Origin of the sequence: Pseudarthrobacter sp. CC12 (assembly GCF_039907755.1) — a bacterium.
GTDB classification, from domain to species: domain Bacteria; phylum Actinomycetota; class Actinomycetes; order Actinomycetales; family Micrococcaceae; genus Arthrobacter; species Arthrobacter niigatensis.
The window spans coordinates 47,183-66,560 of sequence record NZ_JARDJH010000027.1 but is presented as its reverse complement, the minus strand read 5'-3'; the positions used below and the strand labels follow the sequence as shown (position 1 = coordinate 66,560).

16 protein-coding genes and 2 pseudogenes are annotated in these 19,378 nt (G+C 65.2%); 5 read left to right on the top strand and 13 right to left on the bottom strand.

All coding sequences use genetic code 11. The features are described 5' to 3' along the window. Positions 1–63: 63 nt before the first annotated feature. Entirely contained in the window at positions 64–963 is a 900-nt protein-coding gene (locus PV772_RS16890; protein WP_347886887.1) for a hypothetical protein, read from the bottom strand. A gap of 273 nt (positions 964–1,236) precedes the next feature. Here PV772_RS16890 and PV772_RS16885 point away from each other — a divergent pair, with 273 nt between their 5' ends. Continuing rightward, entirely contained in the window at positions 1,237–1,770 is a 534-nt protein-coding gene (locus PV772_RS16885) for a MarR family transcriptional regulator (protein ID WP_307362414.1), read from the top strand. Positions 1,771–1,803: 33 nt separating this feature from the next. On the opposite strand, the gene PV772_RS16880 is transcribed toward PV772_RS16885, so the two are convergent. From PV772_RS16880 to PV772_RS16865, 4 genes and pseudogenes are all read right to left on the bottom strand, one after another. After that, a complete protein-coding gene (locus PV772_RS16880; protein ID WP_347886886.1) occupies positions 1,804–2,145 on the bottom strand; it encodes a hypothetical protein in 342 nt (113 codons plus the stop codon). Positions 2,146–2,167: 22 nt separating this feature from the next. Next, entirely contained in the window at positions 2,168–3,418 is a 1,251-nt protein-coding gene (locus PV772_RS16875; RefSeq protein WP_347886890.1) for a D-arabinono-1,4-lactone oxidase, read from the bottom strand. A 101-nt stretch (positions 3,419–3,519) separates the two neighbouring features. Further along, positions 3,520–4,353, bottom strand: coding sequence for a pentapeptide repeat-containing protein (locus PV772_RS16870; RefSeq protein ID WP_347886885.1), 834 nt, complete (start codon positions 4,351–4,353; stop codon positions 3,520–3,522). Between the two features lie 32 nt (positions 4,354–4,385). Continuing rightward, a pseudogene (locus tag PV772_RS16865) lies at positions 4,386–5,867 on the bottom strand (amidase); the annotation flags it as partial. 235 nt (positions 5,868–6,102) lie between these two features. On the opposite strand from PV772_RS16865, the gene PV772_RS16860 reads away from it, so the two are divergent. Next, positions 6,103–7,305: an IS110 family transposase gene (locus PV772_RS16860; RefSeq protein WP_347886884.1), complete on the top strand. Its 1,203-nt coding sequence runs from the start codon at positions 6,103–6,105 to the stop codon at positions 7,303–7,305. 79 nt (positions 7,306–7,384) lie between these two features. Here PV772_RS16860 and PV772_RS16855 read toward each other — a convergent pair. Then, positions 7,385–7,917 (bottom strand): annotated as a pseudogene (locus tag PV772_RS16855) (recombinase family protein). A 394-nt stretch (positions 7,918–8,311) separates the two neighbouring features. On the opposite strand from PV772_RS16855, the gene PV772_RS16850 reads away from it, so the two are divergent. Beyond that, positions 8,312–8,596, top strand: a complete 285-nt coding sequence (locus tag PV772_RS16850; RefSeq protein WP_347886883.1) for a DUF1540 domain-containing protein — start codon at positions 8,312–8,314, stop codon at positions 8,594–8,596. Positions 8,597–8,746: 150 nt separating this feature from the next. Here the strand turns inward: PV772_RS16850 and efeB are convergent, their stop codons facing one another. The 4 genes from efeB to PV772_RS16830 all read right to left on the bottom strand — a co-directional run bounded on the left by efeB (position 8,747) and on the right by PV772_RS16830 (position 13,496). Beyond that, positions 8,747–10,012, bottom strand: coding sequence for an iron uptake transporter deferrochelatase/peroxidase subunit (gene efeB / locus PV772_RS16845; RefSeq protein ID WP_347886889.1), 1,266 nt, complete (start codon positions 10,010–10,012; stop codon positions 8,747–8,749). Positions 10,013–10,113: 101 nt separating this feature from the next. Next, positions 10,114–11,277, bottom strand: coding sequence for an iron uptake system protein EfeO (gene efeO / locus PV772_RS16840; RefSeq protein ID WP_347886882.1), 1,164 nt, complete (start codon positions 11,275–11,277; stop codon positions 10,114–10,116). 65 nt (positions 11,278–11,342) lie between these two features. Then, positions 11,343–12,200 carry an iron uptake transporter permease EfeU gene (efeU, locus tag PV772_RS16835; RefSeq protein ID WP_347886881.1) on the bottom strand — a complete coding sequence of 286 codons (858 nt, stop codon included), beginning with the start codon at positions 12,198–12,200 and terminating at the stop codon, positions 11,343–11,345. 153 nt (positions 12,201–12,353) lie between these two features. Then, positions 12,354–13,496 carry an alkaline phosphatase family protein gene (locus tag PV772_RS16830; RefSeq protein WP_347886880.1) on the bottom strand — a complete coding sequence of 381 codons (1,143 nt, stop codon included), beginning with the start codon at positions 13,494–13,496 and terminating at the stop codon, positions 12,354–12,356. 480 nt (positions 13,497–13,976) lie between these two features. On the opposite strand from PV772_RS16830, the gene PV772_RS16825 reads away from it, so the two are divergent. Then, on the top strand, positions 13,977–14,549 hold the full coding sequence (locus PV772_RS16825; RefSeq protein ID WP_347886879.1) for a hypothetical protein: 573 nt from the start codon (positions 13,977–13,979) through the stop codon (positions 14,547–14,549). A gap of 143 nt (positions 14,550–14,692) precedes the next feature. Here PV772_RS16825 and PV772_RS16820 read toward each other — a convergent pair whose 3' ends face one another. From PV772_RS16820 to PV772_RS16810, 3 genes are all read right to left on the bottom strand, one after another. After that, positions 14,693–16,036 carry a sugar ABC transporter substrate-binding protein gene (locus tag PV772_RS16820; RefSeq protein ID WP_141159371.1) on the bottom strand — a complete coding sequence of 448 codons (1,344 nt, stop codon included), beginning with the start codon at positions 16,034–16,036 and terminating at the stop codon, positions 14,693–14,695. Between the two features lie 78 nt (positions 16,037–16,114). Continuing rightward, positions 16,115–17,038, bottom strand: a complete 924-nt coding sequence (locus tag PV772_RS16815) for a carbohydrate ABC transporter permease (RefSeq protein ID WP_141159372.1) — start codon at positions 17,036–17,038, stop codon at positions 16,115–16,117. Positions 17,039–17,048: 10 nt separating this feature from the next. Further along, the gene (locus tag PV772_RS16810; protein WP_141159373.1) at positions 17,049–17,981 is read right to left on the bottom strand and encodes a sugar ABC transporter permease; all 933 of its coding nucleotides are present in this window, start codon (positions 17,979–17,981) and stop codon (positions 17,049–17,051) included. Positions 17,982–18,163: 182 nt separating this feature from the next. Between PV772_RS16810 and PV772_RS16805 the strand changes: the two genes are divergently transcribed. After that, entirely contained in the window at positions 18,164–19,366 is a 1,203-nt protein-coding gene (locus tag PV772_RS16805; RefSeq protein WP_347886878.1) for a Gfo/Idh/MocA family oxidoreductase, read from the top strand. Positions 19,367–19,378: the final 12 nt, after the last annotated feature.

Here is a 19,378-nt window from a genome sequence, read left to right as displayed (position 1 = left end):
TCGAGGCGTTATCCGCTTTCACATGCGCCGCGCTGGGCGGCGGCTCCGGTATCTGGCTGCTCATCACAAACCACCCGTGCCATGGCGGCCACTGCCGTAGGTACCGTCGGTTCCAGGTGCTTCTTCACCGGTGTACACACCGTTTTCGGCCCGGAAGGGGTCGTCTTCGAAGCGCAGGGGAGTCTCCTCGGCAGTCCCCGACGGCAGGGTGCTGGTGGACACAGGCGCGGAACCGCGGACGGTGGGCTCATCGAAGAGGTCGTCGGTGCCCGCGGCGTACACGGTCTCCTGGTGCAGGGGTGCTGCCGGCGGTGACTGCGCGGCGCGGTGCTGGGCTGGACCTTGTGCAGGGCTGGAATACCGCGCCTGCCCCTGCGCTTCGGGCGGGCCTGCGGTGAGGCCGCGGGTGAGGCGGCCGGCCAGGACGCCGGCGCCGGCGGCCAGGAGCAGGAAGGTCCCGGGCTTGTTCCGGGCGAAGCGCTGGACTTCGTTCAGGAGGTCACCCGGTTCCCGGTTTTCCAGCCAGGTGGCCATCGAGGAGGTGCGCTCCGCTGCCTGGCGGACCAGGTCACTGGCCATGCCCTGCTGGTCCGGGGCGCTTGCCATGCTGTGCAGCTGGCTGGAGATGTTGCGGATGCGCTCGGCAGCCTTCTGCTGCTGCGTGCCTGCCTGGCTGGTCAGGCCTGACTTCGCCTGTTCCAGCAGGTCCTGCGCATTGGCCTTCGCCTCATGCGCAACGTTCGCAGCCTCGTCCTTCGCCGTCTGGGCCACCCCCTGGGCGGCGGAGGCCGCTTCACCGGCGACGTTGGAAGCCTCTTCCTTCGCTGCCTGCGACTTGGAGTTGCCATCCGGAGTGGATGGGTAGGAGGCGTGCTGGGGAGCTGGCTCGGTTCCGCCGTAGTGATCGGCGATGGCCGGATCGTTGGCAGTGTGCGGGGTCTGGGGCCATTGGTTCTCTGTCATCTTCGCTCTCTTTCGGAAAGGGTTAGCTGGCGATCAGGAACCAGCAATGCTGGCGACTTAGTAAGCAAGGTTACTAATTAGATACTAAGCACACTTCCCATTTCGATTGCAAGGGGCGGGCCGTCCGGCTTTCTATTCACCAGGCCTTTCCAAGGGCCCGGAGATGGGCGGATAGTAAGCCTACTTGCGAATATGTTGCTAAGCATGCTTATTGTAGGGGTGTAGCGACGCAGGGTGACCAGCAATTCGCCACCAATAGGAAGGCCGCGGCCGATGACCAGCAATCTCGATCCGGACGCCCGGAGCAGCTACCGCCTGATCACTTTGGCGGCGCGGCTGATCCAGCGGCGCCAGGACGATGCACTGGCCCCCCTTGGCCTCACCCGTGCGGCCGTGATCGCACTGGAAGGCCTCACCGGGGGCCCACTGAACCAGGAACAGCTTGCCGACGCCATCAGGGTCCAGAGCCAGACGCTGGGCCGAGTCCTCACGCGCCTGGAAACTACAGGACTCATCACCAGGACCCGCCGGACCTCGGACCGCCGCCAGCTGAAGGTGGAGCTGACGGATGCCGGTGTGGCGGCTGTCGAAGCGGCGCGGCAAGCGGAGGTTAACGCCTATCCCGATGATCCGGACATTGGCTGGAACGTACTCCGGAAGGAACTCACCAAGTTTGTCCGCGCCGTCCCGCCCGGCCGGGACACCGGCGTGGTCCCGTTCGCACCGCCGGAACACCGTACGGGGCACCGCCCCCAGGCCGGCCGGGCAGCCGGCATGCGGGGCTGGGAACAGCCGCGCCAAAACTGACCCGGGTTACCAGAGCTGGCCCGGCTTGCGCGCTCATGCCCGGCAGGCGTCCTGCAGTGCCCGGAGGGAGTCTGCGGGCACCTGGTCTCCGGACTCCGCAACCTGGCCCAGCGGCGTCGTAATCTCTGCGGGCACCCCTGCTGATTTGGCGGCCGAGACCAAGCCGGCCAGCGCCTTGCGGTCCTCGGGGCTGACCAGGCCGTCCTTGACGACGGCGCAGATTTGCCTGTTGACCTCCTGCGCGGCGGCCGAGGCAGCTTTTGAAGCGGCATCGCTGGCAGCGCTACCCGCTGCGTCCCCCACTGCGCCGCATCCCGTCAGCAGGAGGGTGGCGGCCAGGGCGGTGGCTGGTACGACGGCGGGGCGGAAAGTCATGCCCCCAGCGTACCGGCGTTCCCTACCGCCGGGCCGGGACACCCAGGATGCTGTCCAGCAGCCTGTTCCGGAATTTGCCTTCGGGATCATGCCCGGCGGCAAACGCACGGAAATCTGCGAAGCGGGGGTACAGGGCCTCCCAGTCATGGCCGTCCGGCGTGAACAGCTTGCCCCAGTGCGGCCTCGCGCCAAAGGGGCGCAGGGCCTCCTCAAGGACTGGAAGGAAGGCCTCCACCTCAGGTTGCAGCGGCTTCCAGGTGAAATGGAGTGCGACGCTCTGCTGGCGGTGGAACGGGCTGAGCCAGAACTCGTCCGCGGCGCCGGTGCGGATCTCCGAGACGAATAGCAGGGGCGTGAGGCCTTCTGCCAGCGCGCGGACGGCCTGGAGGGCGGCTGGGGCGTGTTCGATGGGAAGGATGAACTCACTCTGGAGTTCGTCTCCGTTGCTCGGCGTGAACTCGTGCCGGAAGTGCGGCAGCCGGTCCAGCCACAGGCCGGGTTCGTCCAGCTGCGCCGTGCAGTTTTCCGCCGACATTTCCGGTAGGGGGTGCCGCGGCTGCAGGGCGGCGGTGGCCCCGAACAGGCTGGGAAGCGGCAGCTCCCCGTCCAGCGCCTTGAGCCATACCTGGTTGACCGCGGAGCCCCCGTAGTCCGTAAACAGGCTCACGCTGTAGGCGGCCGACACGATAGTGCTGAAATCGGCCAGGGCGTTGTCCCACGGCAGGTCTTCGAGGACCCGCTGGCGCATCCTGAAGCTGGGCTGCACTGCCAGTTCCAGGCCGGTGACAATGCCAACGGCTCCGACGCCCACCACGCTGGCCAGGAACTCATCCCCGTCCGCCCGGGTCAGCGTTACCTGCTCGCCGGACGCCCGCACCAGGTCGATCGATTCCACGGCCCCGGCGAGGGACTGGTTGTTCACGCCCGAGCCGTGGGTGCCGGTCTGCACAGCACCTGCCACCGAGATGTGCGGCAGCGAGGCCAGGTTGTGGATTGCCACGCCGGACTCCTCAAGGGTCCGGCACAGTGCCCCGTAACTGACGCCACCACTGACGCGCACCGTGCCTCGGCTCGCGTCCAGGTCCACCCGCTGCGGCAGCGCATCAAGCAGCACGTGGACCCCGTCCGTGTCACCCACGCGGTTGAACGAGTGCCGTGACCCCAGGGCCTTGACCCGTGGCGAAGCGGCCACGATGGCCGCCAGCTCCGCAACGGACTCCGGCCGCCTGACATCAGCCGAGGAGTATTCGAGGTTTCCTGCCCAGTTCTTCATCGAGTGGCTTTCGCTTGGCATCGGTTTCCTCCCACTGTCAGCGCTCACAATCGCGGCTGTCAAGGCGCATCCGCTGGGTGGGCGGGAGGCCCCGGTGCAGGTTAGGGGACCCAGTGGGCAGGCTGTTCGAGCCCTGCGGGGAGCCGGGTGGACGCGCTGCCGCGGGCGGCGGCAACCTGCGCCTGGGTGAGGAATAGGGCATGACTGAGGTCTGCGCCGTCGAGCCTTGCATCCCGCAGGTCTGCGCCCAGCAGGTCCACTGCGGTCAGGTCTGTTCCCCTGAGGTCGGCGGCGATCAGGCAGGCGCCGCGAAGATCTGCGCCGCACAGCGCCAACCCGCCCAGGCGTGCTCCGGCAAGGTCCGAGCCTGGTGCCAGGCGGGCAGGCTGTGGGGCATCGTCGATATACCCGGCGCGGACCTCCTCACTGACCCAGCGCAGAGTTTCGCCCACTTGCCGGTGGAGGGTCGCGACATCGGCAGCCAGGACCTCGCCAAGCCCGCCTTCGGCGACCTTCCGGACGCTCCACTCCACCTGGCGCACCTCGATTGCGGTATCCGCGCTGTAGGCCGCCGTCGCCGCCTGGGCCAGGTGCCACAGCATTTCGTGGAGTTGGCGCAGGATCCGGAAGGCCGTGAACATGTCCGTTGCCGTTGCCGGGTCTTCCCGCCACGAGGTTCCGTTGAACAGCCGCCTGCTGACGGCCTGCCCTGCGCCGAAGCAGTCGAAAACCGTGCAGCCGGCAAAACCGCGTGCCCGGAGCCTGTCATGGATGGTGCAGGAAAAGTCTGCGGCGAGGTTGGAGCACGGCGTGGCTGGCGGCTTGTCGACGGCAAAGTCTGCGGAGCGGGCAAAACCGAAGGCCGTGCAGCACAGGGCAAAGCAGTGTGAGCAGTCAGGCCGAAGGGCGGCTGGGTTGGCAAGGGGCCGTGCCATGCGTCCAGACTACCCACCAGGGCTGGCTTCGTTCAGTCACTTTCCCCTGCAGGCGTGGTGCGGGGAGGTGGCATGCGCCGGTTCCCGGTGGCTTCGAAGGCCACGGCCAGCCGGAGCAGGTCCGTGTCGCTGTAGGCTTTGCCGGCGATGGTCAGGCCCACCGGCATGGCGATGTCCGCTGCCAGGCCCATCGGGACTGTGACCGTGGGAATGCCGAGGTGCCGGGGGACCAGGTTGCCGTTGGATACCCAGACGCCGTTGCGCCAGGCCGTGTCCGCCGAAGCGGGGTTCGCGTCAGCGTCCGCCGGGGCCACATCCGCAGCGGCGGGGAACACCACCGCGTCCAGGCCCAGCCGGTCCATCCATGCCTCCAGGTCCACCCGGCGCGTCTCTTCGAGTCCGGCCAGGCCCGCGGGCAGGTGCGGAATGTGGGCGAGGTCCGGAACGCCGTGCTCCCGGATCCATGCGGGATAGTCAGCGATGTCGTCGTCGAAGCCGTCGTAGCGGTCCGGCAGTGCACCGTCCGGGGCGGGGAAGATCGCGGAGCCGTCCACGTCTGCGAGGCGGTTCAGCTGCGGATCACCGTTGGCCTCCAGGAAGTCATTCCACGCCCAGGCTGGCAGCTCCACGATTTCCCGGCGCAAATATGCCGGGGACACCATGCCTCGGGTGGCGATGGTGGGTGCGCCCGGCCGGTCCCCTTCGTAGTTGGACACCACGGGGAAGTCCACCTCGATGACCTCGGCACCAGCCGCTTCCAGGTCGCGGCGGGCCGCCTTCCACAGCGCAATAATGGACGCCCGGGTTTCGATTTGCTGCCCTGTGGGACCACCAATGCCCGGGGCGTCGGCGGTGCCGGCCTGCGGGTCCGCGTTGATGTACATCCGGGGTACGCCCAAACGCTTCCCTGCCAGTACGCCTGCCGCGGCGGCTGCGTCAGGAACGCCCAGGGAAACGTACGACGGCGGGCGGACACTTGATGCCTTGGGTACCGGGATCCACGGCTGGACGCGCCAGAAGTCGCCGCGGGGGTTGGTGTCGTCGGCTACCACCACGTCCAGGACCTCCAGCATGTCCGCCATGGTGCGGGTGTGCGGAACTACTACGTCCATGGTGGGAACGAGCGGCCAGTTCCCGCGGACGGAGATGACCCCGCGCGAGGGGGTGTAGGCGCAGAGGGCGTTGTTCGACGCCGGGGCGCGGCCGGAGGACCAGGTCTCTTCCGCGAGGCCGAACGCCGCGAAGCTGGCGGCGGTGGCGGTCCCGGAGCCGTTGGATGAACCTGACGCGAATGCGGCCGTGAGGAAGTCCGCGTTGTAGGGGCTTTCCGCCCGGCCGTAGACCCCGTGCTGCATCCCGCCGTTGGCCATGGGAGGCATGTTGGTAAGACCGATCAGGATTGCGCCGCCGGCCCGGAGCCGTTCAATGGTGAACGCGTCGCGCTGCGCCACCAGGTCCTTGAACGCCGGGGAGCCGGCGGCCACGGTGAGGCCGCGGACCTGGTAGCTGTCCTTATGTTGTTACCGGGCTCAGTTCCGCGGCCGTTGTAGGGTCGTGGCGACCCAGGGGAGGCGGGTATGGCTTTGGTTGCTGTGCCGGACGGTCTCGTGACGGCTTCGAAGGATTGGCCGCCTGCCACCCCGCGATGACCCGACCGCTAATTGAGAGACGCGACATGATCGCCGGATAAGGACACGACGGCGCGGTTATCTGCTGGGCTCTACTCATCCAACAGACTGGAGGCTGTTCTTGGTGCAACTTTGGGCCGGCATTGACGCTGGCAAAGCCCACCACCACTGCTTTGTGATCGATGCCGACGGAAACCGTCTGCTCTCCCAAAGAATCCCCAATGACGAACGAGCGCTGCTACAGCTCCTGGGCGACGTTCTGGAACTAGCCGACGGTGATCCGGTGGTCTGGGCGATGGACCTGAACCATGGGGGACCGGCGCTGCTGATCGCCCTACTCGCTAGTCATGGCCAGGACGTCCTCTACATTCCAGGCCGCACAGTGCATCACGCCTCCAAAATTTACCGCGGCGAAGGTAAGACAGATGCCAAAGACGCCGCCGTCATCGCTGACCAGGCCCGCATGCGAAACGACTTGCAACCACTACGGGCCGGGGATGAGGTCAGCACGGGGCTGCGGCTCCTGACAGCCCGGCGGGCCGACAAGGGAGCGGACAGGGTCCGGGCGCTCAACCGCCTGCAAGCCCAGCTGCTCGAATACTTCCCTGCCTTGGAGCGGGCCTTCGATTACAGCCGGTCCAAGGCCGCACTGACGCTGCTGAGAAAATACCGGACTCCCGACGGAATCCGCCGCGGCGGCCAGACCAGAATCCACGCCTGGCTGAAGAAACACGGTGCCCGCTCCTCGGCAGCTGTCGCCACAGCGGCAGTTGAGGCGGCAAAATCACAGCACACCATCGTTCCGGCTCAGCATATGGGGGAGGGGATCGTCGCCGCACTCGCCAAGGAGATCCTCACCCTGAACGATGAACTAGCGGACATCGATGCCATGATCAGTGAGAAAGTCACCGAACACCAGCACACGCAGGTGCTTCTGAGCATGCCCGGCTTCGGCCCGGTCCTTGCAGCAGAATTCCTCGGCGCCACCGGCGGCGACCTCACCGTATTCCAGACCGCAGATCGGTTCGCGGGCGTCGTCGGGCTGGCACCCGCACCCCGGGACTCCGGAAGGATCAGCGGAAACCACCATCGGCCCAGACGTTATGACCGCCGGCTGCTGCGCGTCTTCTACCTCTCGGGGCTATCGGCTCTGAAGTCCTGTCCTGCTTCACGTGGCTACTACGACCGGAAACGCATGGAAGGGAAATCTCATATTCAGGCAATGCTCTCGCTTGCCCGGCGACGGCTCAATGTTCTGTGGGCGATGCTGCGGGACGGGTCCCTCTACACACCGATGCCGGTGGCCCTACCCTTGGCTGCCTGAGTCGACGCCCACATGCTCACTTCGGTGGGTTTTGGCGGCTAGTTTATGCCTGCTGATGGCGGTAGAGCGTAGCTCTGCTTTAGCCGATCAGGCGTGCAGCCTCTTTCGCGGTGTGTCCTTTTTCCCGGGCATCCGTGGCGACGGCCAGCTTTTCTGCGATGAGGCCGGGATCGGATGCAGGGCGGCCGAAGCGGGTGCCGTTCTGCTTCGCTGCAGCGATCTCGGCATTTATCCGTTCCAGGATGAGCTCGCGTTCGTATTCGGCAAGGGTGGCCAGCATGTTCAGCATGAGCCGCCCGGTCGATGTCCTCGGGTCGATGCCGTCTGAGACGGAGCGGAGGTGATACCCCGGTCCCTGAGCAGCGTCACCGTGTTCAGGACGTCGATGAGAGACCGGCCAAGTCGGTCGACGCGCCAGACCACCACCGTGTCGCCGGGCTCGGCGTACTCGAGAAGCCTTTTCATGCCTGGCCGCTCGATCGCGGCGCGGCTGCCGGAGGTGACATCGGCGAAGACATCGCGTTTCTGTACCCCTGCCGCGACGAGCGCGTCGAGCTGCAGTTGTGCGTCCTGGCTGGATGTACTGACCCGTGTGTAGCCAAGGTGTCTCACCCTGCCATTGTGGCTCGGAAAGGCCCCTTGAAGGCAGGGCTGAGACGCTTCTCGATAAGACGACTTAGCGAGACCTCGGCGGGCTTGGAATGATGCGGATCAATATTCCCGTGGCTGGCCTTGAAGGGGTGTCTTGGAAAGCTTTTGCTTTAAGAGACGGTGCTGCCGGTTGGGTGCCTCCCCGTGGCTTCAGGTAAAGGCGCACATTGAGACTGGAAACTCCTCAGAGTCTGCCTACTCGCAGAACGGTCAGCTGGCACTCTGCTGAGAGGAGGCCGCTCATCTAGTCCGAGCCCAATTAGGTCAAAGAATTGGGTCTTTTTCAATGGCGCGGTGGGGCCTACGTTGGAACAACCGAGCGCCACCCGGGTGCCGAAGCAGGAAGGATCCCGAAATGACAACGCATGTTGCCGACTGCAGCGTGACCAACTGTTCCTTCAATGACCACACCAACTGCAATGCCGCTGCTATCACTGTCAGCGGAGGGGAAGACCACGCACACTGCGCCACCTTCATTGAGACCGGAAGCCACGGGGGACTTCCCAAGGTACTGGCCGACGTCGGGGCCTGCCAGCGCGTCGAGTGCGTCCACAACGACCACCTCATGTGCCAGGCCTCCGAAGTCCACGTAGGCCCCGGGAAAGACAACGCGGACTGCCTCACCTACGCCCACCGATAGCAACGGACTGCTGACCATGCCAGGAAACCAGCCGCACGAACCTAACGGACGCTATTCTCGCCGCGGGCCGGGTTTAGCGGGGATCACGAGTGACACGTTCTGCCAGGAACTTGACTCGTTGGTCTACACGCCCTCCGATGGGCAATTGCCTTAGGTGAAGAGGGCCTCGGCGAGGTATTTACCTGGCTGCAGGCCGCCGGGGACGGCGAAAAGGCCGGAGCCGGTGTGCTTGAGGTACTCCACGGCCAGTTTGTCGCCTTTGGCCATGGCCAGCTGCATGGGGACGTAGTGGGTCCGTGGGTCGGTGACGAAGGCAATGAAGAACAGGCCGGCATCGAGGTGACCTACGCCGTCGGACCCGTCGGTGTAGTTGTAGCCGCGGCGCAGCATCCGCACCCCGCTGTTCTGGCTTGGGTGCGCCATCCGCACGTGCGAACCGACGGGAACCAGGGGCTTGGCGCCCTTGCCGTGCCGGGCGAAATCCGGCTCGGTGAACTCTTCGCCGCCGGACAGGGGCGCACCCGTGCCCTTGGTCCTGCCGATCAAGCCTTCCTGTTCACCCAGTGACGTCCGGTCCCAGGTTTCGATGTGCATCCGGATCCGGCGCGCCACCAGATAGCTGCCGCCCGCCATCCAGTCGTCCTCCGGCCGGGAGGCCTGGGCCCACACGTGTTGGTCGAGCAGCTGTTCATCCTCGACCTTGAGGTTGTTGGTGCCGTCCTTGAACCCGAACAGGTTCCGTGGAGTGTGCTGGGCGCGGGACGTGGAGGACGTTCGGCCGAATCCCAGCTGGGACCAGCGCACCCGCACCTTTCCGAATCCGATCCTTGCCAGGTTGCGGATGGCGTGGACTGCCACCTGGGGGTCGTCGGCGCAGGCCTGGACCACCACGTCGCCGCCGCTGCGAGCAGGGTCAAGGTCGTCACCGGGAAAGTGCGGGAGGTCGATCAGGGCCTCGGGTTTCCTGCCTTCCAGGCCGAAGCGGGCAGCTCCGTCCTTTTCGAAGAGACTGGCGCCGAATCCGAAGGTGAGGGTGAGCTTTCCGGCGCTGAGGTCCAGGGCCTCGCCGGTGTCTTCCGGCGGTGCGCCGTAGGGCCCGTTCACGGCCCCGGTTGCCCCGGCCGGCTGGCCCTCAGTCAGCGCCGCCGCAGCCTCGGTCCAGTCCTTGAGCAGCTGGATGAGTTCCTCACGCTTGTCGGTGGTGACATCGAACGCTGCCATGTGTAGACGGTCCTGCGCCGGGGTGGTGATGCCCGCTTGATGGTTTCCGTGAAAGGGGACAATGGAGTTGTCGGTGACAGGCGGCGCGGGTGCCGCGGACGCCTCGACGGTGTCGTGTCCCAGAAAGCCTGCGGCGAGCCCGGCGGCCGCGCCGCCGACTCCGGCGAGGCTGAGGAGGCCGCGCCTGCTCAGCAGGGATCCCGTTGGCTGTTCACTGCCCTTGGAATCAGATGGTGGTGGGGCGGATTCATTCGGTCCTGAAGGCACCTGCTGGTGACTCCCGAACGGGCAGCCGGTCACAGGACCACCGCCGCGGTCAGCCTCGACAGCGGCTCCCCGAGGGCGTCCACCAGCGAGGCGAGCCGCTGGACCTGCTCGGGGGAGAGTTTGTCGTAATAGGTGAAGCCGCCGCCCTGGCTATGGGTGGAGAGTCCGGCCTGCAGCGCCGCGAACTTGTCGTCGAGCGAGGCGGCCAGGGTCGGGTCCTTTTGCAGCAGGGCTGGCTTCAGGCATTCGAAAGCGATGCGTGCGCCGTCGATGTTCGCCTGGAAGTCCCAAAGATCGGTGTGGGACCAGATTTCCTCTTCGCCGGTCACCTTTCGGGTGGCCACTTCGTCCAGGAGTCCCTTGGCGCCGTTGCCCAGGGTGCCGGCGGAAAATTCCAGGGTGCGGCTGCGCTCGACCAGGTCCTTGGTGTCGGCAACCATACGGTCGGCGATGGCCGAGCGTTCGGCCGGCGTCATTGCGGTGTAGTCGGCTGGCGGGAAGAGATCCTTCTCTGCCCGGTGCCAGCCGGTCCATTCCTGGCCTGGCTCGAGGTCGGCCTCGCGGGCATCGAGCTGCGGGTCCAGGTCTCCGAAGGACTCGGCGACGGGCTCGATCCGTTCCCAGTGCTGCCGGGTGGCAGCGTACAACTGCCGTGCCTGCACAGCGTTGCCGGCTGCGAAGGCTGCGGCGAACTGCTGGGTACCGGTGAGCAGCTGTTCGCCCTGGTCCTTGACGTAGGAGGCGTACTGTCCGGTGGCGGTGTCGAGGAGGTGCTGGAAGTTCGCGTCCGCCGTCGGCTCGTTCCCTGACTGGGTCACTTCCAGGGCTCTTCTGATCCCGTCGCCTTCCATGCCCGGCTTGCAGGCGGTGGTGTAGGTGCCGGCGGGTGCGGTGACCACAAGGTTGCGGGTCAGACCGGGGCCGATGTTCTCCACCTCGCCCAGGATCCGCAGGCCGTCCGCTGCCAGCAGGTAGAACTCGGTGACTTCGGTGCCTTCATTCTTGACCGTGAAGGTGAGGTTCCCGCTGGGCACGCTGGCGGCGGAGACTTTGCAGCCGGTGTTCGAGCTGATGACCTCGATTGGGCCGGAGGAGTTCGCGGCGGCTTTGGTGTTGTCGGTGCAGCCGGTGAGCAGCAGGGGGACGGACACGACGGCGGCAGCCAATGAAGCGAGCTTGGTACTGCGGGTCATCGGAGGGTTTTTATGCAGGGTGAAGCCAGGCATGGGGATTCCTTTGGGTGCGGGTGATGGGGGGATTAGGCGGCTGCGACGGCCGTGGCGGCCTTCCTGCCGGATGGGTCGGGGCTGTGTGGTGCGTTGTGGTTGGTGCGCAGGTACAGGAACAGCACCGGCAGGACGTACAGCAGCCACGCAGAAGCTTCGAGCCAAGTGGTGGCGGGAGAGAAGTTTAGGGGTCCCTTGAGCAGGGTGCCGTACCAGGACGACGGCGGTACCGCGCCGCTAATGTCGAAGGCCAGGGAGTGCAGCCCCGGAAGCACGCCGGCCTCCTGGAGGTCGTGGATTTCGTAGGACAGCACCCCGCCGGCGATGATGACCAGGGCGGCCCCGGTCCAGGTGAAGAAGCGGGAGAGGTTGACCTTGAGGACGCCGCGGTGGAGCAGGTAGCCGAAGCCGGCGGCGGCAATCAGGCCGAGGAGGGCGCCGACAAGCGGCTGGGTGGATTCGCCCGTGGCTTTGGCCGCGGCCCAGAGGAACAGCGCCGTTTCCAGACCTTCGCGGCCCACCGCGATGGCAGCAACGACGGCGAGGCCCCATCCGGTGCCACCGGCAGACTTGTCGACGCGGGACTTCAGGTCACTTCCGAGCGTCCGTGCGGTGCGGGCCATCCAGAAGACCATCCATGTGACTAGGCCGACGGCGAGGATGGAGAGGGTGCCGCCGATTGCTTCCTGTGCCTCGAAGGTAAGTCCCTTGGGGCCAAAGGTGAGGAGCGCGCCGAAGCCGGTTGACACGGCTACCGCAGCTGCGACACCTGCCCAGATCCGGGCGATGAGGTGGCGTCGGTCCGTCTTGGCCAGGTAGGCCAAGAGCAGGACTACCACCAGGGTGGCTTCGAGTCCTTCGCGCAGGCCGATGAGGAAGTTGGCGGTCATGGAAAGTTCTTTCACTCAGGTAAGCCTTACTTAGGCAGGCCTAAGGAAGAGGGTACCCGGCGTCATTACGCAAACCAAACGTGACGTATTACGAAAGTACTCCTGCGCGGTTTCTCCTCGGCCGTCCCCTTTCGTGCAACGCTGTCCGCTGGCTTAGGAGTTGCGCTGGTAAACGTCGGCGCCAAAAGGTGTCACGCCGGGCTCACTGGCGGTCCCCAAACGTGGGAGGCCCAGGAAGTCTTCGATGCTGGCCAGAAGGCTGTAGTGGTTGTAGGGCTGCAATGAGGTACCCCCTGGGGCGCTGAAAGGTGAGATGACGAGCGCGCCGGTTCTCCCCCCGGCAGTTCCTCCTAGCGGGCTTCCGGTGGTGCCCTCCGATGGCCCGACGGTGCCGCCGTCGGTCTCGTCGAAGGTGATTATCAGCATGCCGTCCTGTTTGAACGCCGGCGAGTCCAGGATCGGCGGGACCTGCTGGGCCAGCCACTGGTCGGAGCTGGCGAGCCCGCCTTCGCTGCCGTCGACGCAGGGGTGGTCATGTCCGTCGTGGCACAGGTTCGGTGTGATGTAGGACAGGTTGGGCGTGGTGCTTACCGATGCGAGGTCTTGCGGGAGCGCGGCTAGGCTGACCACGTTTTTCGCGCAGTCCGGGGATGAGGTGATGGACTGGAAGTAGACGAACGGGTTGTGCCTTGTGGCGTATTGGTCCGTGGCGGATGTCGCTTTCATATGGCTGTCCACTGCACCTAATTGTGGGTGCTGGCAGGGGCTTGTCATGTCCTCCATGTAGCCTTTCCAGGTCTTTCCAGCAGCGCTGAGCTGGCCCGCTATCGTGGGGACCTCCGCGGGGTAGACGCAGCCCTCGCCCTGCATCCTGCCCCTCTCATCGGTGCCGGAACCATTGAAGGGGGTGTAGGTGTGGCAATCGCGCTTGGTCACTGCGTTCGGCGGTTGCCCGGAGATCTGCGCCAGGTAGTTCGGCAGGGAGTTATGGGCGATGCCGTAGTAGTTCTCCAAAAGCACGCCCTGTTCGCGGAGTGCTCCGGAGAGATAGCGTGCCGGTGACGTCGCCCCCCAGGTAGTGTCAAAGCCTTTATTCTCGAGGTTGACGACAAAAATGTGATCGGGCGTCCCCGGGCGTTTTGGTACTGCCGCGGGCTGAGGGGCTTCCGCGGTGGCAGGTTGGTCTGTGGCGGACGGAGACGGCACCGCTTCGCCCGCTTCCTGTCCGGGGTCCAAAGACTGCGGTGCCGTGGCCGTCGTGGCTGAATCGGTGGATGCTGCCGGGGTGGGGGACATTGGTTCGCATCCGGCAAGTAGCGGCACCAGGGCGGCGACCAGCAACAAGCCGGACAGTCGCCAAGCCCGGTTCACGGAATGGTACTCCCGCCTACGTTTCACGTGCAGTCCTTGATTTGGTTCCTCCGTCGCCGCCCCCGACCGTAAACGGTCAGGCCGGCAAATCGGCCACGTCCCAGCGTTGGAGTCACTGTCGCATACCGGGGCTGGCATTTGGTGGGGCAGAGGCTGGGAGTTAGCCCGAAAGGAAAAGCCTCTTCGACGATCCTGCAGGACAGTTCGAGGAGCGGTTACCGGGTTTCCAAGTTCCGTCTGGTCGAGCGCGACGAAAGGATTCCCTTCGAGGGTTGGCCGCAGGGGCGAAACAAAGTGCGACGTCTTGGGTAAGGGTTACCTAACTAGATAGGCTGTCCCTTAGAATTAGGCAACACTTTGATGACCTAATCCAAAAATCACTTGCACCCATTATTAAGGAAACTTATGCCCGTCAACGTCATTGACCAGAGCGTCTCGACCCGCCCTGCCACACCTTCCGCCGCCGCAATCCATGACCTGCCCGGGGGTGCGGCCGCTGGCCGCGCGCTGGCAGTGCTGCGCATCCTGCTCGGCGGAATCCTCTTGTGGGCATTTGCCGATAAGGTATTCGGTCTCGGCTTTGCCACTCCAACGGCCAAAAGCTGGCTCGCTGGTGGTTCCCCTACCGAGGGCTATCTCGGCAGCCTGAAGGGGTCGCTCGCCGGGGCGTTCCAGCCTCTTGCGGGGAATCCGGCCGTGGACGCGGCTTTCATGCTCGGGCTCCTGCTCGTTGGAGCAGCACTGGTCCTGGGGGTCGCTCTTCGGGCCGCGGCCGTGGGCGGCACGGCACTGATGTTCCTTATGTGGCTCACTGCCCTGCCCATCAAAACCAACCCAGTCATGGATGAGCACATCATCTACGCAGCCGCGATGATTGCGCTGGCAGCAACGGGCGCGGGAAGGGTCTGGGGCTTCGGACATCGCTGGACCGAAAGACTGGCTGCCGCCCCCACAGCGATGCGGGCCGCTCTCACATGATCTGATGCCAAAGAGAGGCGGGGGGGGGGGGGGGGGGCCCCCGGGGGGGGGGGGGCGGGGGGGGGGGGGGCCGCCCGCGGGGGGGGGGGGCCGGCCCCCCCCGGCCGGGTGGCTGCGACCACATACGCAGCCACGTGCGGGGGTTACTTGAAGAGGGCGTTGACCTGGTCGTTGGCGGCCGTGAGGGAGCTCGCCTTGGATTTGCCTGAGACCACGGAGTCCATGGCCGGCTTCATGATGCCGTCAACCTTCGCGGCGTTGTCAGCGATCGGGTAGAGGAACGTGGTGCCGTCCTTGACCTGCTGGCTGAAGGGGGTGACGTCCACGCCCTTGGCCTTGAAGGCTTCCACGGCCTTGTCTGCGGAGGTCTTGATGGCGGGGAAGACGACGGCCTTGGAAGCCACCACGTCCTGGCAGGCGGCGGAGCCGAGGTATTCGACCCACTTGATGGCGGCCTCGGGCTTCTTGGTGCCGGCGTAGATGGAGTCCGCCAGGCCGTTGTACATGCTGGCGCGCTTGCCGTTGACACCCACCGGGGTGGGGGCGATGCCCACCTTGACGTCCTTGTAGCCGGTGTACTGGCCGATCATCCAGGAGCCGTTGGCGTTGATGACGGACTTGCCGGCGGCGAAGGTATCGGCCATGCTGGCGCCCACCGTGGTTTCGAGCTTGGGCATGTAGCCCTTCTCCACCAGCCCGGCGAACCAGTCGATGCTTTCCTGGAACTTGGGGTCGTCGTAGTTGAAGTGCTTGCCCCACGGGTTCTTGTCCGTGTGCGTCCAGCCGGTGGTGCCGGTCAGGTAGCTCCATTCGGTCTGGCCCTGGCCGGAACCGGACCCATTGAGGCCGAGCCCGTAGACGGCAACGTTGTTCTTGTCGAAGCCGGGCTCATCGCCGCGCTTGCCGTTCTTGTCCACAGTCAGGTGGGCGATGGTCTTTTCGTATGAACCGCCGTCCTGGGGATTCCACGTCAGGTTGGCCATCTGCTCCTGGGTGACGCCGGCGTCCGCGGCAAGTTTGGTGTTGTAGAACAGCGCGATGGTGTCCCAGTCCTTGGGAAGTCCGTAGCGCTTGCCGTCCTGGCCCACCCAGAGGTCCGCCAGGCCGGAGTTGTAGATCCCGGTGTCGATGTTGTCCTTCTTGACCGCGTCATCCAGGGCGAGCAGCTGCTTGTTCTTGATGAATTCCGGGTACTTGCCCAGGTGGTCGGTGAAGACGTCCGGGGCGGTGCCTGCCACGAAACCGTTGGTCAGGGTGCCCCAATAATCGTCCCAGCCGCGCTGGGTGACCTTGACGGTGATGTCCGGGTTGGCCTTATGGAAGTCGTCGGCGCACTGTTTGTAGGCCGGGAGCTGGTTGGCGTCCCAGAGCCAGTAATTGATTTCGCCCTTGCCGGCTTCGGCGGAGCCACCGCTTCCGCAGGCAGAGAGTGCCAGGACGGCGGCCGCGGCTGCAGCGAGGGAACCGAGTGCTTTCTTCTTGTTCATGGGGGTCCTTTCAGGGTGTGCTTCAGGGCACGCCGCCATGGCGCGCGCCGGGAGGGGGGAATTACGAGGGGAGGGGTCCTACTTGATGCCGGAGAAGCCGATGGAGTTGACGATCTTCTTTCCAAAGGCGGCGAACAGGATCAGGACCGGCAGGGCCGAGACCAAGGTTGCGGCCATGAGCCCGGACCAGTCCGGTGCACCTTGGGGCGACTGGGACTTGAAGACGCCCAGGCCGACGGTGAGGACGCGGACGGATTCGTCTTGGCCCACCAGTAGAGGCCAGAAGTATTCATTCCACTGGCCGATGAAGGTGAGCAGCGCCAGGGTGGCGAGCGGGGCTGCGGCGTTGGGCAGGATGATCTGGAAGAAGATCCTCAGGTGCTTGGCGCCGTCGAGCATTGCTGCTTCTTCAACTTCGCGGGACATGTTCAGGAAGAACTGGCGGAGGAAGAAGATGGCGAAGGGGGTCATGAAGATATAGGGCAGCACCAGGCCAACCATCGTGTTCAGCAGGCCCAGGTTCTTGATCAGGAGGAAGTTGGGCAGCGCGGTGAAGATCGGCGGCACCATCATGGTGGCCAGGAAGAGGCTAAAAACGGCGTTCCGTCCCCGCCAGCGAAGCCGGGCGAAAGCGTACGCCGCCATGGCGCTGAAGAACACGGCCCCGGTGGTGGTGATGGAGGCAAAGAGCACGGAGTTTCGGAGGTAGCTCCAGAAGTCGATTTGCGCGCCGGATCCGCCCTGGGCCACTGCGTCTTCGGGGGACTGCAGGCCGAAGACGCGCTGGAATGCGCCCAGGCTGAATTCTGCGGGGAGCAGGTTGGTGGCGTTGCCGGCCAAGGCCCCGTTGGTGGACAGTGCCGTCCGGAGGATCCAGTAGAACGGGAGGACCGAGACGGCCACAGCGATGGCCACAAGGAACCAGGCGGCGGTGCGGCGCCAGTTGAACGGACGACGGCGGGTGGCGGGCCGGGCGGGTGCGGAGACTTTTGCGGTGGTCATTGAAGTGTCCTTAATCCAGGTCTGATTCGTTGCCCTTGAGGAACTTCATCTGGATGAAGGCCACCAGGGCGAGGATGACGAAGAGGATGACCGCCAGGGCGGAGCCGTAGCCGAAGTCCGATTCCGTGAAGGCCTTTTGGTAGATGTAGAACTGCAGCACCCGGCTGGCATTGACGGGTCCGCCCAGGGTGGTGACGGCAACGGTGTCGAACACCTGGAAGGAACCGATGACGGTGACAATCAGGACCAACGCGAGCACCGGCCGCAGCAGCGGCATGGTGATCTTGCGGAATGTTTGCCAGGGCGAGGCGCCGTCCAGGTTGGCCACCTCGTAGACGTGGCTGGGAATGGCCTGCAGGCCGGCGAACAACAGCAGGGCGGTGTAGCCCATGTGCCGCCAGGTGTTGATGAGGGCCTGGGTGGGGATGGCCCATTCCTCGCTGCCGAAGAATGCCACCTTGGGCAGGCCGATGGCATCGATGAAGTAGTTGACGATGCCGATCTGGTAGTCCAGGAGCCAGAACCAGAGGAGGGCGGCGATCACGTTCGCCATCAGGTACGGCAGCAGGAGCGCGCCGCGGATCACGGTTGATTTGGCTACCCGGTGCATCAGCAGTGCAAGACCCAGCGCGAGCGTGGTCTGGAGGAGGATGTTGATCAGGACGTACTGCCCGGTGACTGCCAGCGCATTCCAGAACAGGGGGTCCTTGGCGATGGCCTCGTAGTTGGCGCTGCCGATCCAGGTCGGGTCGCCGAGGATGCTGTATTCGGTGAAGCTGAGGTAGATGCCCCGCAGGGTGGGCACCAGGTAGAAAACGATAAATCCGATCATCGCCGGGGCTATGAAGAACAATGCGATCTTCAGGTCGCTCTGTCCCCGGCGCTTCAGCGGCCGGTGCGCTGCGTGCACTGCCGGGCTGGCGTTCCTGGTAAGGGTGGTCATCGTCGACCCTTTCCTGAGTGTGATGGAAGTAACAGGCTGGAAAGAAATCTACACGAGTAGATATTGGACGGCAAGGGCTTATTTCAATGTTTCAAAACCAGGGCAATTACGCCAGTGACTGGATATTGACTCGAGTAGATGCGGGTGAAACACTCGGAGAAACTTCAATCGGAAGGCAAACAATGACGTTCTCCATCGGCATCGTGGGCGCGGGCCAGTTCGGCAGCCAGTTCGCACACCTGTTCAGCCTGCATCCCGGCGTCAGTGCGGTCTATGTTGTGGACGAGCTGCCGGAGCGGGCTGAATCCGTGGTCCGAAGGCTGGATCTTGCCGGCGTCGTGCCCGACTTTGACGCCCTTCTGGCCTCCGACGTCGACGCCGTGGCGGTCTTCACCCAGCGCTGGACGCACGGACCCCTGGTGGAGCGTGCTCTCCGCGCCGGCAAGCACGTCTACTCAGCCGTGCCCATGGCGGTTGCCGAAGAGGAGATCGCCCGCATCATCCAGGCCGTCCGGGACACCGGCAAGGTGTACATGATGGGTGAGACCAGCTACTACAACCCCGCCACCGTGTATGCCCGCGAACAGCAGGCGGCCGGCAGGTTTGGCCGGGTCTTCTACTCCGAAGGCGACTACGTCCACGACATGGACCTCGGCTTTTATGACGCCTACCAGTACAGCGGGGGCGAGCGGTGGAAGGAGACGGCAAGCTACCCGCCAATGCTCTACCCCACCCATGCGATCGGCGGGGTGCTGGGGGCCATCCCGGCGCACGCCGTCAGCGTCAGCTGCGTGGGCGTCAAGGACCAGCGGGACGACGGGGTATTCGACAAGGACGTCAGCATGTTCGGCAATGACTTTTCCAACGCCACGGCGCTCTTTGAACTGAACGACGGCGGCGTGATGCGCACCAACGAGATGCGCCGCGTGGGCTATCCCTCCCACATCCGCGAATCGCGCTTCCGGTTCTTCGGCACCGAGGCCAGCTTTGAACAGCTCGCCAGGGTCACCGTCTGGCAGGACAAACAGAATGTCCACGACATCTCCGAGCAGATGGAAACCCGGCCCAGCATGTCCCTGGACGATCCCTCACTGGCCAACGTGGCCCCGGAACTCCGGGACGCATTCGTGTCGGGACTGGCCCCGGTCCACGACGCCGGACGGTTGCCTGAGGAGTTCCGCGGCGCCCCCAACGGCCATGAGGGAAGCCACCATTTCCTGGTGGACGACTTCGTCACCGCGGTGAACAACCGGACTCTGCCGCCTGTGAATGCATGGGTTGCCGCCCGCTTCACCCTTCCCGGGATTGTGGCTCACGAATCAGCCCTGCAAAATGGCGCCCGGCTCCCCATCCGCGACTTCGGCGATGCTCCGGCCGACTCGTAGCTAGCATGGAGA

What these genes read in the sequence shown, in the direction of transcription:
- PV772_RS16810 (WP_141159373.1), bottom strand. Translation starts at nt 17,981, where the DNA reads ATGACCACCCTTACCAGGAACGCCAGCCCGGCAGTGCACGCAGCGCAC.
- PV772_RS16825 (WP_347886879.1), top strand. Translation starts at nt 13,977, where the DNA reads ATGCCCGTCAACGTCATTGACCAGAGCGTCTCGACCCGCCCTGCCACA.
- PV772_RS16830 (WP_347886880.1), bottom strand. Translation starts at nt 13,496, where the DNA reads ATGTCCCCCACCCCGGCAGCATCCACCGATTCAGCCACGACGGCCACG.
- PV772_RS16890 (WP_347886887.1), bottom strand. Translation starts at nt 963, where the DNA reads ATGACAGAGAACCAATGGCCCCAGACCCCGCACACTGCCAACGATCCG.
- PV772_RS16815 (WP_141159372.1), bottom strand. Translation starts at nt 17,038, where the DNA reads ATGACCACCGCAAAAGTCTCCGCACCCGCCCGGCCCGCCACCCGCCGT.
- PV772_RS16880 (WP_347886886.1), bottom strand. Translation starts at nt 2,145, where the DNA reads ATGACTTTCCGCCCCGCCGTCGTACCAGCCACCGCCCTGGCCGCCACC.
- PV772_RS16885 (WP_307362414.1), top strand. Translation starts at nt 1,237, where the DNA reads ATGACCAGCAATCTCGATCCGGACGCCCGGAGCAGCTACCGCCTGATC.
- PV772_RS16820 (WP_141159371.1), bottom strand. Translation starts at nt 16,036, where the DNA reads ATGAACAAGAAGAAAGCACTCGGTTCCCTCGCTGCAGCCGCGGCCGCC.
- efeO (WP_347886882.1), bottom strand. Translation starts at nt 11,277, where the DNA reads ATGACCCGCAGTACCAAGCTCGCTTCATTGGCTGCCGCCGTCGTGTCC.
- efeU (WP_347886881.1), bottom strand. Translation starts at nt 12,200, where the DNA reads ATGACCGCCAACTTCCTCATCGGCCTGCGCGAAGGACTCGAAGCCACC.
- PV772_RS16870 (WP_347886885.1), bottom strand. Translation starts at nt 4,353, where the DNA reads ATGGCACGGCCCCTTGCCAACCCAGCCGCCCTTCGGCCTGACTGCTCA.
- PV772_RS16805 (WP_347886878.1), top strand. Translation starts at nt 18,164, where the DNA reads ATGACGTTCTCCATCGGCATCGTGGGCGCGGGCCAGTTCGGCAGCCAG.
- PV772_RS16875 (WP_347886890.1), bottom strand. Translation starts at nt 3,418, where the DNA reads ATGAAGAACTGGGCAGGAAACCTCGAATACTCCTCGGCTGATGTCAGG.
- PV772_RS16850 (WP_347886883.1), top strand. Translation starts at nt 8,312, where the DNA reads ATGACAACGCATGTTGCCGACTGCAGCGTGACCAACTGTTCCTTCAAT.